Consider the following 14,525-nt stretch of genomic DNA (forward strand, 5'->3'; position numbering starts at 1 on the left):
GACTGGCGTTCCACGTATAATCACCGGTTTGACCGCACCGACGCGCCCGTATTGCCGGACGTCGCGGCGACGAACGGAGAGCATCGACGCAATGAGCAAGGATATGAAACGCGCACGCGGCACGGGTGGCAAAGGCGGCGGCTCGTCACTGCTGACCGGTCTGTTGATCGGCCTGCTGGGCGGGGTGGCCGCCGCCGTGGTGCTGGCGTTTTATCTCAACCGCGGCAGCAACCCGTTCACCAGCCCCAGATCGCCGCCGCCCGATGCGATCTCGTCAGCCCCGGCCGCGCAGGGCAAGGGCCCCGAGGTCCTGCGTCCGGGCAGCGGCAAGGACCCCGGCGAGGGGACCGATTTCGATTTCTACAAGGTGCTGCCGGAACTCTCCGAAAACACCGACGCCAAAACCCCAGCCCAGGCGCAGCCCACCCCGGCACCGGCCGAAGCCAGCCCGCCGGCCAAGGTGGAGGCGCCCAAGGGCACCTATCTGCAGATCGGCGCCTTCCAGAATGAGCAGGATGCCGACAATCTGAAGGCCAAGCTGGCGCTGGTGGGGGTGGAAGCCTCGATCTTCACCGCCGACATCCCGGGCAAGGGCGTATGGCACCGGGTGCGGGTCGGCCCGTTCAACAACCTGGGCGACCTGGAACGCACCCGTGACCTGCTCAAGAACAGCGGTGTGGAAAGCACCGCGGTACGCGGCAACTGACGTTGACACTTGAAGGACAGGAAGGAGAAACCCGATGTTCATCCGTATGATCAAGACCGGCCTCATCACCCTGGGCCTGGTGGCCGGTACGCTGGTGCAGGCCGCCCCGCAGGAAGGCAAGGACTACCAGCGCCTGGCCGCCCCGCAGCCGGTGGCGCAACCCGGCAAGCTCGAAGTGATCGAATTCTTCTGGTACGGCTGCCCGCACTGCTACGCGATCGAACCGCATGCCGAAGCCTGGGCCAAGACCCTGCCCAAGGACGTGAATTTCCGCCGGGTGCACGTGATGTGGCCGGGCCGTGGCGATCTGGAAGGCCATGCCAAGATCTTCGTCACGCTGCAACAGATGGGCCTTGCCGAGAAGCACTCGCTGGCGGTGTTCAACGCGGTGCAGCGCGACCGGCTGGAACTGCGCCGTGAGGAGGTGCTGTTCAACTGGGTCAAGAAGCAGGGCATCGACGTTGCCAAGTTCAAGAGCATCTACAGCGGCTTTGGCATGAGCGTGGCAATCAACAAGCTCGCGCAGGCCACCCAGGCCTACCGCGTCGAGGGCGTGCCGCTGTTCGTGGTCAACGGCAAGTACATGACATCGCCCGGCATGGTCGGCCGCGAGGACAACAGCGTGTTCGCGGTGATCGATGCATTGCTGGCCAGCGAGCGCAAGACCGCACCAGCCGCACCGGCCAAGAAGAAGTAGGCACCGGGCGCGCTCCGGACAGCACGCAGGGCGGGTCATCCCGCCCTGTTTTTTTGTCCCGCCGCCGGGCAGCACGCTGAAAAGCAAAGCGGGCGGGAAAACCCGCCCGCCCTGCCGCCCGTCGTACCGTCAGCCCCGCGCGGTGATAAAGCTGCGGATGTGCCCGAGCAGCTCGTCTTCCTGGTAGGGCTTGCCAAGGAAGACGTTCACGCCCAGTTCGAACGCGTAGTTCTTGTGCTTGTCCGCGGTACGCGACGTGATCATGATGATCGGGATGCCACGCGTCGCCTCGTTGGCCCGGACATTGCGGGTGAATTCGAAACCATCCATCCGTGGCATCTCGATATCCACCAGCATCACCGCCGGATGGATCTCACCCAGCTGCTGCAGGCCATCGACACCATCCTTGGCGGTCACCACCTGATAGCCCTCGCGTGCCAGCAGGCGCCCGGTGATCTTGCGCACCGTCAGCGAATCATCGACCACCATCACCACCGGCGCGGTCTGGAGCTGTGCCGGGGCCACGGTCACCGCGGCATCGCTGCCCTGGCTCGCCGCCACCTCACCACGCGCCAGCAGCGCCAGCGGATTCATGATCAGCACGATATCGCCGTTGCCAAGCACCGTCGCACCGGCAACACCGGGGATGCGTGCCAGCTGCGGGCCGATCGCCTTGACCACCACTTCGACGTTCTTGATCAGATCGTCGACATGCAGCGCCATGCGCGCGGCGCCGGAGCGCAGCAGCAGCACCGTGGAGAAACGCTTCTGCTCGGGCACGGTCTCGCTGTCGCCCATGAGGCGTGGCAGATACGCGAACGGGTAGCTCGAACCCAGCCACTCCTGCGAGCGCGATTCGTACAGGTGCGCCAGCGCTTCCTGCTTCAGTTCCTGCACCTGCTCGATCATCACCGACGGGATGGCATAGACCCGCGGACCGGAACGGACCAGCAGCACCTGGGTCACCGCCAGCGTCAGCGGCAGATGGATGGTGAAGGTCGTGCCCTGGCCGGTTTCGCTTGCCACCTGGATGCGCCCGCCCAGGTTGCCGATCTCGTTCTTGACCACGTCCATGCCGATGCCACGGCCGGAAAGCTGGGTGACCGACGAGGCGGTGCTGAAGCCCGGCTCGAAGATCAGCTGCATCAGATCGCGGTCGTTCAGGCGCTGTTCGGGCGTGATCAGCCCGCGTTCGAGTGCCTTGGCACGGATGCGCTCCAGGTTGAGGCCACGGCCGTCGTCCTTGATGGTCAGCACCAGCTCGTTGCCTTCCTGGCGCACTTCGATCAGCACTTCGCCGAAGTCGCTCTTGCCGGCATCCAGACGCTCCTCGACCGTTTCGAGACCGTGGTCGATCGCGTTGCGCAGCATGTGCTCGAACGGCGAGACCATCTTCTCCAGCACACTGCGGTCGATTTCGACGCGCCCGCCGCGCAGCTCCAGGTTGACCTTCTTGCCCACTTCCTTGCCGGTCTGGCGGGTCAGCCGGTACAGCCGGTCGGCCACGCTGGAGAACGGCACCATGCGCACGCGCATCAGGCTCTGCTGCAATTCCTTGGTCATGCGCGCTTGCGCGGTCAGCGCCAGCGACGATTCGTCCAGGTTCTTCAGCAGGTTGTGCTGGATGGTCGAGACGTCGTTCACACTTTCGGCGATGAAGCGGGTGATTTCCTGCAGCCGGCTGAAGCGGTCGAACTCCAGCGGGTCGAACGCCTCGTGCTTGCCTTCCACTTCCTTGGTACGCGCCACGATCTGCGATTCGGACTGGATTTCCAGCTCGCGCAGCTGCCCGCGCAGCCGGGTGACGTTCTCGGTCAGATCGAGCAGCGAGGTCTTGAGCGCAAGCATCTCCGACTCGATACGGGCACGCGCGATCGCCACCTCGCCGGCCTGGTTGACAAGGTTGTCGACCAGTTCGGATTTGACGCGGATGGTCGCCTTGCCGTCCGACTCGGTGGTGGCAAGCAGCTGCTGCGGCAGCACCGGCGCCGCGGCCGGCTGGCCGGACTGCGGCTGAGACCCGGCCTGCTCGGCCTGCGGAGCTTGGTTGCGGCCGGCCAGTTCGTCGAACAGCGCCGAGATCAGGTCGTAGTCGACCTCCAGTTCGTCCAGCAGCGCCTGCGACAGTGTCTCACCCGCTGCCAGCAGCCGCGATTCCATCCGGTGCGTGGCTTCGCCGATGCGCATCGCACCGGACATGCGCGCGCTGCCCTTGAGCGTGTGCAGCGTGCGCTTGAGTTCGTCGGCCTGGCTGGTCTCGCCCTGGTGCAGCGTGCGCAGCTGGTTGCCCACGCGCGGCAACAGTTCGTCCGCCTCCTCGATGAACACCGGCAGCAGTTGTTCATCGATTTCGTCGACCAACGCGTTGTCGAGGTCCGCACGGCGCTCGACGAGACTCTGGTCGCCGCCGAGCAGATCGTGCAACGGCGGCAGGGTGGTCTCGTCAGGCACCGCATCGCGGCCGGGCGGGGCCGGGAGGATATCGGCCGGCTCCTGCGCGACAAGGCCGATGCCCATCGCGGCATCGAGCGCGGCGGCCACCTGCGCATCCTGCGCCCGGATCCAGTCGGCATCGTCCTGCGGCCCGGCATGCGGCGCCTCATCGGTCACGGATGGCGCGGCGCCATGGGCCTGTGCATCGACCAGTGCGATGGCTTCGTCCAGCGCTGCGGGGAATTCCGGCACTGCCGGGGCTTCCTCAAGCGACAGCGTGAACGGTTCGTCCTCGACCGGCTCGGTCGCAAGCTGCGTCGTGCCGGCAGCGTCCGGCACCACACCACCGGCTTCGACCTGGGGCTCGTCCGGCAATGCATCGAGCGACAGCGTGAGCGGCTCGTCTTCGCCCGGCAGTTGCGATGCGGCCGCTTCGTCCTGCACCACCGCCAGCGCTTCGTCCAGGGCAATGGCAAGATTCTCTTCCGGCAACGGGGCGAACGGATCGATGGCCACGTCGTCGGCCTGCCCTGCGTCATCGGCCGGCACCGTGGCCTGCTCCGGCGCCACCGGCAGCTCGGGCAGCGCCTGCGGCTCGTCCGCCAGCGCCGGCTCGCCTGCCATCGCGGCATCGAGCAGCGCTGCCAGATCGTCGTCGAATCCGGTCGACTGCGCAGGTTCCTCCGGCAACAGCCGGGCCTCGCCCTCGTTTGCCGGTGCTGCCGCGTCGGTCAGCGTGATCCCGTCAAGCTCGGCCAGTTCGGGCAGTGCCTCGTCCAGATCGTCCTCGGGCAGATCGAACGACAGCGCCCCGGCATCCTGCGTGTCGTCGGCGGCGACCGTTTCCGGCCCCAGGTCGAGGCTGATCTCGCCCAGGTCGAGCGCACCCGGTGTGGCGGATTCCTGTACCGGCGGCAGCGCGTTTTCATGCAGTGCATTGAGCGCCGCCAGCTCGTCCTGCGGGCTGTCGGGCGCGTTGAGCCTGAAGATCGCCTCAAGCATGCCGTCGATGCGCTCGATGGCCGCGATCAGCGGCGTTGCATGCTCGCTGGGATGGTTGCCCAGCTCCTGCACCGCGTGCTCGAGCGCATAGGCAAGCTCGCCCAGCGGGCGGAAACCCGCGGTGGAGGCGATGCCGCCCAGCGTATGGGCGCTGAGCAGGAAATCGGAGGGCAGCGCCTCGCCCGCTTCCAGCCGGGCGCGGCCATCCCGCAGCCTTTGCAGGTGGTGCCCCGCCTCGTCGCGGAAGATGGTGAACAGCGTGTTGGAGACCGCCACGTCGCCGACCCGTATCTCGTCGGCAGCCGTCTCGGGCAATGCCTCGTCGACTTCCAGCGTGGGTGCTTCGCTGTACGCCTCGGCCGGCGGTGCCTGCTCCAGGCCCTGGCGCAGTGCCTCGGCGCGTGCCTGCAGGCCGGCGGCGTCGACCTGGGCCGTGCCGGTCTCGGACAGCTCGGCCACCCATCGGATGAAGGCGGTATGCGCCTCGGCGATCAGATCGAGCAGCGCCCCGGATGCGGGGTGTTCGGCCTGCAGCCATTTGTTGAGCACCTGCTCCACCGCCCAGGCGGCTTCGCCCAGATGGTTGAGACCCACCATGCGGCCACTGCCCTTGAGCGTATGGAACCCGCGGCGGATCACGGTCAGCGCTTCGCGGTCGTGCGGCGCATGACGGCAGGCGGTGAGGTGATGGTCGATGGCGGCGAGCACATCCACCGCCTCTTCGAGGTAGACCTCGAGCAGCTCGGCGTCGATGGCGGCGTCCGATTGCGGCAGCGGGCGTGCCGGCGGCGCGGGCTCGGCCAGTGGGACCGGCTCGGCGGCCTCGGGGGTGAGCGGCGGTTCGGCCTCCAGCGTCGCGGCCACTTCGTCAGGCGCCTGCGGCACCACGCTCGATCCGGCAAGACGCGCAAGCGCGGGGCCGATCAGCTTGTCGGCCTCGGCGCCATCCTGTTCCAGTGCGTCCACGTAGAAACCGAGGCTGGACAGGCCTTCGGCCAGATCCTCCAGCTCCTTGCCACTCGGGGTCTCCTCGCCGATGGCGTACTGCTGGATACGCTGCTGGCAAAGCTGCAGCAGCAGCACCGCTTCGGCGCGGTCCAGCATCATCAGCGCACCCTGCAACTGGCGCAGGCATACATCCAGCTTGCCAAGCTCGGCATGGCGGCCCGGATCGCGGAAATAGCCGTCCAGCGTCTCCTCGATCACCTGCAGATTGCTGCGCATCTCCTGCGCAAGCTGCGCCAGCAGCAGCTTTTCCTGTGCTTCACGGCTGACCGCATCCAAGTGCGGCAATGCCAGCTCGGTACTGCCCGGCTCGGCCAGCCGGCGGCGCATCGCTGTCGCCTGTTCGGCAAAGTCGGGCGCGATCGTGGGATAGATGGCGAGCGCGTTGTCGGCCAGCAGCAGCGCGGTCGCCATTTCCAACGCGTCGTTCTCGCCGACGGCGCCGCCCTTGAAACGGTTGACGGCGTCGTCCACTCCGGCCCACAGGTCATCAAGCCCGGCGATATTGAGCGCGCGGCTGCGCTCCGTCAGCCGGGCCAGCTCCTGGGTCAGCGCCGGCAGGCGCTCGCCCTGGCCGCCAGCCACGCGGCTCCACAGTTCCTTGGCGGTCGCGAGTTCCTCGCGCAGCGCCCGCGCTTCGCGCCGGCGGTCTTCCGCCTCCGGGCTGAGCGTATCGCCGTAGTGACCGGGCAGCAGCGTGTAAAGCTCGAAGGCACGGGCCAGGTGCCCGCCCAGGTGCTGGTTGTCCTCCACATGCGAGAGCACGTACAACAGGTCGCGGAACAGCCGTTCAGCCACCTTGCCCGAGCCATCGGCCAGCCGGCGCAGTTGCAGGTTGAGCCGCATCAGCAGCTGCTTGAGGTCGATATCGCTGTGCGGTCCGCTGCGGGCCAGCGCATCGAGCACGCCGGCGGCGGTCCACCAGAAGGTGCGCACCACGCCTGTCTGCGACGCGGCGAGTTCCGACAGCGAACGGGCCATGCTCACCGCAGCCGAGGCTTCGGTATCGGCGTTGCGCAGCCAGTGCAGCAACCCGGCCTCGAAGCGGCGGCGCTGCTGCTTGACGAAACCGCTCCAGTCGCCGGACGCAACCGGGCGCGCCGGCAGGCCGGGTGGCAGCGTCAGTTCGGAGAACTGCGGAAAGAAAAGCTCGGAGCCGCTGGGGCTGGCACCGCGCGTCTCTGCCAGTTCCGCAAAGCGGCCCGCCAGTGCCAGTGGCACATTGGGCGCACCGGCGGCAATCCGGTCCAGAAAGCCGCAGGCATCGGCGATGGCGCTGCAAGCCAGCGTCACGGCATCACTGTTGGCCTGGTCGCGCGCGATCGCCGCGACCAATTGTTCGACTTCCTCGCAAAAACGGGCAAGACCGGCCAGCTCCACCATTTCCAGCGCACCGACGGCCTGGTGCAGGTGCGTCTGCGCGTGCTTGAGGTAGGCGGCGTCAGGCTCGGACTGGTACTTGCGAAGCGATTCGGTGGCGCGGGACAGCGTCTGTTCGAGCTCTCCCTTCAGCCAGACCAGCGAGCCCTGGTCGAATTCGGTATGCGCGCTCATGCTTGTGTTCTCATAGCGATGCCGGCTGCGGGGGGACGGCGCCGCAACGGCGCCGCGGTAGGACCCATCTGGATCAGTTCAGCTTGAAGCCCGATACCGAGTCCTTCAGTTCCTGCGCCAGCGTGGAGAGCTGTCCCACCACGGTTGCCGACTGCTTGGTGCCGCGCGTGGTCTGGTCGGTAATCGCGAGAATGTCGCGCATCGACGTGTTCACCTGTGCCGCCAGCGCGGTCTGGTCCTCGGTCTCCCGGGCGATCGATTCGATCAGGTGGGCAAGCGCGTCGGTAATCCGGCGGATCTCGGTCAGCGCGGCACCGGCCGCATCCGAGAGCTTGGCGCCTTCGACCACGCCCTGGGTGGAGACTTCCATGGCCGCGACGGCATCATGGGTATCGGTCTGAATGGTCTTGACGATGGCGCCGATCTGCTTAGTCGCCTCGGCCGAGCGTTCGGCAAGGCGCTGCACTTCCTCGGCCACCACCGAGAAGCCACGTCCCGCCTCGCCCGCGGCAGCGGCCTGGATCGCAGCGTTGAGCGCCAGTACGTTGGTCTGCTCGGTAATGTCCGAGATCAATTCCACGATTTCGCCGATCTCCTGCGAGGATTCACCCAGCCGCTTGATCCGCTTGGCGGTTTCCTGGATCTGCTCGCGGATTTCGTCCATGCCCTTGATCTGGTTCTGCACCGCATCCGAGCCCTTGATGGCGGCGGTCAACGATGCCTGCGCCACGTCGGCCGACTCGGCCGCGTTGTGCGATACGCCCTGGATCGAACGGACCATCTGCTCGACGGTGAGGTTGGTGTTGACGATCTCCTGCGACTGGCGGTCGGCGGCGGCCAGCAGTTCGACCGACACCGCCTGTGCCTCGGTCGAGGCACTTGTCACCTGGTCGGTGGCGCGGTTGATCTCGATGATCAGCGAGCGCAGCTCCTCGATGGTGTAGTTGATCGAGTCGGCGATGGCGCCGGTCAGATCCTCGGTCACCTGGGCACGCACGGTCAGGTCACCGTCCGCAAGGTCGGACATTTCGTTGAGCAGCCGCAGAATCGCTTCCTGGTTCTTCTTGTTCTCCTGCTCGAGTGCCAGGCGCCGGCGCAGCGATTCCTGGTTGAACGCGCGCACCAGGAAGTACAGCGACACCAGTGCAAGGGCGATCAGCAACAGTTCGGTGATGGTGATGATGATGCCGCCGGTCTTGTTCTCATACACCGCGGCAAGCTCGGCGGTCTCCCTGAGCAGCTTGTCCGATTCGCGCACGATGGCCTGGTTGGCAAGCCGGGCGTTCACGAGCGGCTGCAGGTTCTTGGACAACGCGGCCACCACCGTTTCGAAGTCCTTGAACAGCGCCCGGATCTCCTCGAGCCGTTCCACCATCGCCGAGCTGGGCACCGGGCGCAGTTGCAGCGTCTCGCTGCCGTCCACGAAGCCGTCGACGATCTCCTTGAAGGTGGAGACGTCCTTGCCCAGCAGGAACACCACCTCGGGGTTGATCAGTTCGCCGCCGAGCATGGCGTTGGCGTTCTTGGCCATCCGCTGGCTCAGCATCGAGAGCTGGTTGGCGTAGTCGATCTCCTGGATGTTGCCGCCGCCTTCGCTGAGCAGCGTGGCGAACTGCTGCGTCAGCTCCAACAGCTTGGCGTCGTTGGCGTTGATGCCGGCCACGCTGTTGCCGACAGTGACCAGCGCTTCCTTCTGGCTCAGGATGGTCTGCACGCTCGGCCGGCTCGGGTGCGGCTTGTAGGTATTGTTCCAGGTCGCTTCCACCGAATCGAGCAGCTCGCCCGGACGGCGCGCCAGCCAGCTGAACAGGCTGCGCCGGTTGAGCTGGGCAAGGTTCTCGTCGAACTCCTTGTAGGCCTGCTCCAGCGTGGCAAAGCTGTCGGCCGAGCCCTGCACCGCCTGGGTCGAGGCCCGCGCGATCCGCTGCGAGAGCATTTCCATCTCGGTGGCGACCGAGCGGCGCTCGGCGTTGATGTTCGAAGCCTGGAACGACAGGAACGCCACCAGCGCGAACAACAGCACCGAGCCGATCATCGAGAGCAGCAGGATCGCCATCTGCTGCCGCGCCGGCAGATGGCCGATCAACGGCACCGGGCGCAGCAGTCTGCTCTCATCCGAGTCGGGCAGACGGATGCGTTCGAGGATCCAAGTGGTCTTGAGCGGGTCGTACTTCCCCTTGGCGGCACCGTTCGACTTGCCGAACAGCGATCTCAGATTGAATGCCATTTTCCTCTCCCGGTACTGCCTGTATCTCTCGTTGTATGCTGCAGATCGCATGATGCCCGCCCGGCGCGCCGCGCCGGGAAGAGGCACTTAATTGAGCCCTGCCTGCAGGAATGTCGGCTCGCTGGCCAGTTTCGGAATCTCGAGCACCTGCCAGCGTGTGCCCGCCGCATCGTCGTATTGCGCGCCGTTCCAGTTCCCGCCGCCATCGGCCTCTACTTCGGTCAGATCAGCCAGGTGCTTGAGCCCGAGCATGCGCTCGACCAGCACCGCCGCATGCGGCAGATGGCGGGGATGCAGCAGCACCAGCCGGTTGGCGGGATTCGAGAGCAGCGGCGTGCCGCCGAAGAACCATGCCAGATCGGATACGCTGACAAGGTTGCCGCGGATATTGGCGGTGCCACGGAACCACGGGTGCGCGAGCGGTACCGGCGAGATGGTGGGTACCGGCATCACCTCGGCCACGTCGGCAAGGTCGATCAGCCAGTTGCGGTTGTCGATACGCACGCCGAGGCGGGCATCGACCTGGGCCGTGGCCGTGGCCGTCTTCAGGCGTGCAACCACGCCTTCCTGGTATTCACGCAGGCTGATGCGCTTGGCCATCTCCCTCTCCCGTGTTCGTCCGTACGCGTGGTCAGGGCAACGCCGCGATCTTGTCCAGCAGTTCCTGCGGGTCGACCGGCTTGACCACATACTCGGCCGCACCCTGCCGGCGCCCCCAGACCTTGTCGGTCTCCTGGTTCTTCGAAGTGCACATGATGATGGGAATGTGCTTGGTCGCCTCTTCGCGGCTGATGGTGCGGGTGGCCTGGAAGCCGTTCATGCCGGGCATCACCACATCCATCAGGATCAGGTCCGGCATGATGTCCTTGACCTTCTCCACCGCCTCCTCGCCCGATTCGGCGGTCACCACCTGGAAACCATTCTTGGTCAGCAGCTCGCCAAGGAAATGGCGCTCGGTGGGCGAGTCGTCGACGATCAGCACTTTCTTGATGGCCATTGCGTTGTTCCTGCAGTCTATTGCTTGAGTTACTTGACGTTATGGGTCGGTATCAGCCGGCTGGCAGCACGTGGGCGTCCACGGCGGCAAGCAGGCTGTCCTTGGTGAAGGGTTTGGTGAGGTATTCGTCCGAGCCGACCATGCGACCGCGGGCACGATCAAAAAGGCCGTCCTTGGACGACAGCATGATCACCGGCGTGGATTTGTAGCGCGGGTTCTTCTTGATCAGCGAGCAGGTCTGATAACCATCAAGGCGCGGCATCATCACGTCGACAAACACCACGTCCGGCTGATGGTCGCTGATCTTGGCCAGCGCATCGAAACCGTCTTCGGCGAGGATCACCTCGCATCCCGCCTGACCCAGGAAGATCTCCGCGCTGCGGCGTATGGTGTTGCTGTCGTCGATGACCATCACCTTGATCCCGGCGAGATTCGACATATTCCCCCTCCTTGCGAGCCCTCTGTCGGTGTTTTCAAGAGCCCAGCGAGCAACGATAGCATAGCCTGCACGGCAGTATTCACGCCATATCGCGCGATCATACCGGCGGTTTTCTAAATCAGACAAGGCTAATACGCCGACTGACGCGGCCAAGCTTGCCGCACAGAGGTGGCATCCTGACGCCAGGATGTCCGCGATGCCGTCATTGCCCCACTGCCAGGCCGTGCCACGCTGGGTCGTGGGGATGCCACACTGCAGGATGAAGGCGGCCATGCCGACGTGCCTTGGTCGTCGGGCTTATGCGCCCACGGTTGCCCCCGGTGCCGCGGCTTGGGCGCTGCGAGCCTGCCACGCCTTGAACCAGCGACGCGCCGGCAGCTCCACGGCATGGTGGGTCAACGACGCCAGGGCCACCACGCAGACCGCGAACAGTGTCATGTACGGCAGCATGCCCAGATGGGGTATGTCGATGTCCTGCCCATACAGCACGTTCTGCACCGGGATGTGCACAAGGTAGATCGAATAGGAGATGCGGCCGAGGTATTGCAACGGCGGGATGGCCAGCAAGCGGCTCAGCACGCCGCGTTCCTGCGCCAGCGCCAGCATCATCGCCAGCATCAGGATCACCGCGACGAAATCGAACGGTGAATTGCGCACCGGGATCACCAGGATGGGCAGCAGGGCCAGCAGCGGCAGCAGTTCGGCCAGGCTCCACGACAGCATGCCACCACCCAGCGCGGCCAGCCGCCGGCTTGCGCGATAGGCGAACCAGCCCAGCAGGAATCCGGCGAGCCCCCGCACCATGCCGGCGGCAAGCCAGCTCCAATACAAACCGTGATGCACGTCCAGTTGGCGGCTCAGGTTGTAGATCACGAGGTAGCCCGCCAGTGCCAGCAGCAGCAGGTGGACGCTGCGCACCCGCAACGGCACGACGAAGAACACGATGAGATTGACCCACAGCTCGACACTGACGCTCCATGCCGGGTAGTTCCAGGTCAATCCCTGTGGGTTGAAGCCGACGTTGTGCAGCAGCAGCAACTGCTGGATCAGCGTAAACAGCGTGCCGTCGCTGTAATCGGGCCAGTGCCCGTAACGCAGCAGGTAGGTGGCGATGAACAGCAACAGCGCCGCTAGGTGCAACGGATACAGACGCGCCAGCCGCTGCAGCACGAACAGCCCGCCTTCAGGCCGGTCTGGACGGTCAAGACAGGTATGGGCCATGACGAAGCCCGAGAGCATCATGAAGAATTCGACGCCGAGGTAACCGGGCCAGTGGAAGGTGGTGTGGAAGAAGATGATGGCGATGGCGACGATGCCGCGCATGCCTTCCAGCGCGGAGAAAAAACGGCGTTGCATGGACTCCCCCGATGATTCTGTCATTTTTGCCCGGCATTGTAGCAACGTCCCTTTGCCCGCAGCGGCCGTATACAGCGCAGTCATCGGCGGTCGCCGGTCGCCGGTCGCCGGTCGCCGGTCGCCGGTCGCCGCCACTGATGCTCGCTGCCGTAGGCAAGCCGCGGTACCGTATTGGGATGGACCCGCTGCTTTTTGCCTGCAATCCGTCTGCTCCGTTGCCTGGGACGGTCCCGTTACGCATCGGCGCGGTGACCGGGTGACCAGCGCCAGCGTCAAGGCCATCCGGCTGTACGAGGCACTCGGGTTGATCCGCGCGCCGCTACGCCAGAAACGCTACCGCATCTACGACGCGGCGCTGGTAGGGCGTATCGCCCTGATCCGCCGTGGATTGATGCTGGGTTTCCGGCTGAGTGAATTGCGCGAGATCGGCAACACAGTGCAGACCGATGCGGATTTCTGGCAGACGGTGCTGCACAAGCTGGTGGTCAAGCGCGAGGCAGTACAGGCACAGATCTCGCAATTGCAGGCGCTGGCGCTGGCGCTGGCGCTGGCGCTGCACCTGATGGAAACCGAACAGAAACTGCGCAACTGCATGCAAGGCGTACCGGCGCAAAGCGAACCCGGTTACGCAGCCGCTTGACTCTCCCCCATGCGGTACACCGCAGTCTGGCGTCCTCGCCTTTCACTGCCGTGCCGCCATGCGCGTCCTTGTCATCAACGGTAATCCCAAGCCCGCCAGCCTGTGCCAGGGGTTGGCGCTGTCGTATGCATTGGGCGCCCGAGCAGCCGGGCACACGCTCCGGGTACGGGAAGTGGGGCAGCTCGACTACGAACCGGACCTGCGCCATGGCTACGATGCGCCGGCGCCGCTGGAGCCCGATCTGCTGCAGATGCAGCACGATCTGCAGTGGGCCGAACACCTGCTGCTGGTCGCACCGGTGTGGTGGGGAACGCTGCCGGCGCGGATGCAAGGCCTGCTCGAGCGGGTGTTGCTGCCCGGATTCGCGTTCCGCTATCACGCCGGCCGGGCCCAGCCGGAGCCACTGCTTGCCGGGCGCAGCGCCGAGCTGATGATCACGCTGGATACACCGGCCTGGTACTACCGCTACTGGCAGGGTGCCCCGGTGGAACGGCAACTGCGTCGCGCGGTGCTCGAATTGGTCGGGATCAAGGTTGGGCGATGCCGCTATCTGGGGCCGGTGCGGAGCGCCGACGATGCCAGGCGCGCGCGCTGGCTGGACGAAGCCAAGACACTGGGCGCCACGCTGATTTGATCGCCTGCTTGCCCAACGGGATGCGGCTGGGCCAGCATGACGGCATCGATCCGATGGAATGGCATCATGGCCGACGATATCCAGCTCGAAATCTGCGCCGGTTCAGTCGCTTCCTGCCTCGCGGCACAGCAGGGCGGCGCCGTGCGGGTGGAGTTCTGCGACAACCTGCTCGAAGGCGGTACCACCCCCTCACATGGCGCGATTGCAACCGCACGCGACCGGCTGTGGATCACCCTCAACGTCATCATCCGGCCACGCGGCGGCGATTTCCTCTACGACGAAGTCGAATTCGAAGTGATGCAGCGCGATGTGCTGGCGTGCAAGAAGCTCGGCGTCGATGGCGTGGTGATCGGGCTGTTGACGGCCGACGGCGATGTGGACATCGCCCGCACCCGGCAGCTGGTTGCGCTGGCCGCACCGATGCAGGTGACCTTCCACCGCGCCTTCGATGTGGCGCGCAATCCGGTGCAGGCGCTGGAGGATGTGATCGGCGCCGGCTGCAACCGGCTGCTCAGCAGCGGCCAGGCCCCCAGCGCGCTGGAAGGCGCGGGCCTGCTGGCGCAATTGCAGCGGCAGGCTGCTGGGCGGCTGAGCGTGATGCCGGGTGCCGGAGTGCGGCTCAACAATATCGGCGAGCTGGTGCGCTCGACCGGCTGCCGCGAATTCCACACCTCGGCGCGTACGCCGCGCCAGAGCGGCATGCGCTGGCGCAATCCGGCGGTCAAGATGGGCGCGCCCGGGCAGGACGAATACGAAATCCTCGACACCTCGGCCAGCGTTGTGGCCGAGCTGCTGCGCAACGCGCGTGCGGCGCTGGACTAGCGCTGCACGCGCG

At 65.9% G+C, this 14,525-nt stretch carries 11 protein-coding genes; 5 read left to right on the top strand and 6 right to left on the bottom strand.

Features of this window, described 5'->3' with window-relative positions; translation table 11 throughout:
* Positions 1-103 precede the first annotated feature (103 nt).
* Both N8I74_RS01580 and N8I74_RS01585 read left to right on the top strand, forming a co-directional pair.
* Positions 104-706 carry an SPOR domain-containing protein gene (locus N8I74_RS01580; protein ID WP_263125168.1) on the top strand — a complete coding sequence of 201 codons (603 nt, stop codon included), beginning with the start codon at positions 104-106 and terminating at the stop codon, positions 704-706.
* Positions 707-740: 34 nt separating this feature from the next.
* Complete coding sequence (locus N8I74_RS01585) at positions 741-1,403, top strand: thiol:disulfide interchange protein DsbA/DsbL (protein ID WP_263125169.1); 663 nt, start codon at positions 741-743, stop codon at positions 1,401-1,403.
* A 129-nt stretch (positions 1,404-1,532) separates the two neighbouring features.
* On the opposite strand, the gene N8I74_RS01590 is transcribed toward N8I74_RS01585, so the two are convergent.
* The 6 genes from N8I74_RS01590 to N8I74_RS01615 form a co-directional block, all read right to left on the bottom strand.
* A complete protein-coding gene (locus N8I74_RS01590; RefSeq protein ID WP_263125170.1) occupies positions 1,533-7,397 on the bottom strand; it encodes a hybrid sensor histidine kinase/response regulator in 5,865 nt (1,954 codons plus the stop codon).
* Positions 7,398-7,470: 73 nt separating this feature from the next.
* A complete protein-coding gene (locus N8I74_RS01595) occupies positions 7,471-9,624 on the bottom strand; it encodes a methyl-accepting chemotaxis protein (RefSeq protein WP_263125171.1) in 2,154 nt (717 codons plus the stop codon).
* A gap of 87 nt (positions 9,625-9,711) precedes the next feature.
* Entirely contained in the window at positions 9,712-10,224 is a 513-nt protein-coding gene (locus N8I74_RS01600) for a chemotaxis protein CheW (protein ID WP_263125172.1), read from the bottom strand.
* A 31-nt stretch (positions 10,225-10,255) separates the two neighbouring features.
* On the bottom strand, positions 10,256-10,621 hold the full coding sequence (locus tag N8I74_RS01605) for a response regulator (RefSeq protein WP_263125173.1): 366 nt from the start codon (positions 10,619-10,621) through the stop codon (positions 10,256-10,258).
* A 52-nt stretch (positions 10,622-10,673) separates the two neighbouring features.
* Complete coding sequence (locus N8I74_RS19510) at positions 10,674-11,333, bottom strand: response regulator (RefSeq protein ID WP_308445871.1); 660 nt, start codon at positions 11,331-11,333, stop codon at positions 10,674-10,676.
* Positions 11,334-11,357: 24 nt separating this feature from the next.
* Positions 11,358-12,416: an acyltransferase family protein gene (locus N8I74_RS01615; protein WP_263125174.1), complete on the bottom strand. Its 1,059-nt coding sequence runs from the start codon at positions 12,414-12,416 to the stop codon at positions 11,358-11,360.
* 256 nt (positions 12,417-12,672) lie between these two features.
* On the opposite strand from N8I74_RS01615, the gene N8I74_RS01620 reads away from it, so the two are divergent.
* From N8I74_RS01620 to N8I74_RS01630, 3 genes are all read left to right on the top strand, one after another.
* A complete protein-coding gene (locus N8I74_RS01620) occupies positions 12,673-13,056 on the top strand; it encodes a MerR family DNA-binding protein (RefSeq protein ID WP_263125175.1) in 384 nt (127 codons plus the stop codon).
* Between the two features lie 58 nt (positions 13,057-13,114).
* A complete protein-coding gene (locus N8I74_RS01625) occupies positions 13,115-13,690 on the top strand; it encodes an NAD(P)H-dependent oxidoreductase (RefSeq protein ID WP_263125176.1) in 576 nt (191 codons plus the stop codon).
* Between the two features lie 66 nt (positions 13,691-13,756).
* Positions 13,757-14,512 (top strand): copper homeostasis protein CutC, encoded by a 756-nt coding sequence (locus N8I74_RS01630; protein WP_263125177.1) that lies wholly within the window; start codon positions 13,757-13,759, stop codon positions 14,510-14,512.
* The last annotated feature ends 13 nt before the right edge of the window (positions 14,513-14,525 follow it).

This window comes from Chitiniphilus purpureus (assembly GCF_025642115.1).
Classification (GTDB): domain Bacteria; phylum Pseudomonadota; class Gammaproteobacteria; order Burkholderiales; family Chitinibacteraceae; genus Chitiniphilus; species Chitiniphilus purpureus.

Bases quoted from the DNA above. Each gene is read 5' to 3' on its own strand.
- N8I74_RS01600 (WP_263125172.1), bottom strand. From the start codon at position 10,224: ATGGCCAAGCGCATCAGCCTGCGTGAATACCAGGAAGGCGTGGTTGCA.
- N8I74_RS01595 (WP_263125171.1), bottom strand. From the start codon at position 9,624: ATGGCATTCAATCTGAGATCGCTGTTCGGCAAGTCGAACGGTGCCGCC.
- N8I74_RS19510 (WP_308445871.1), bottom strand. From the start codon at position 11,333: ATGGCCGCCTTCATCCTGCAGTGTGGCATCCCCACGACCCAGCGTGGC.
- N8I74_RS01580 (WP_263125168.1), top strand. From the start codon at position 104: ATGAAACGCGCACGCGGCACGGGTGGCAAAGGCGGCGGCTCGTCACTG.
- N8I74_RS01590 (WP_263125170.1), bottom strand. From the start codon at position 7,397: ATGAGCGCGCATACCGAATTCGACCAGGGCTCGCTGGTCTGGCTGAAG.
- N8I74_RS01585 (WP_263125169.1), top strand. From the start codon at position 741: ATGTTCATCCGTATGATCAAGACCGGCCTCATCACCCTGGGCCTGGTG.
- N8I74_RS01615 (WP_263125174.1), bottom strand. From the start codon at position 12,416: ATGCAACGCCGTTTTTTCTCCGCGCTGGAAGGCATGCGCGGCATCGTC.
- N8I74_RS01605 (WP_263125173.1), bottom strand. From the start codon at position 10,621: ATGGCCATCAAGAAAGTGCTGATCGTCGACGACTCGCCCACCGAGCGC.
- N8I74_RS01625 (WP_263125176.1), top strand. From the start codon at position 13,115: ATGCGCGTCCTTGTCATCAACGGTAATCCCAAGCCCGCCAGCCTGTGC.
- N8I74_RS01630 (WP_263125177.1), top strand. From the start codon at position 13,757: ATGGCCGACGATATCCAGCTCGAAATCTGCGCCGGTTCAGTCGCTTCC.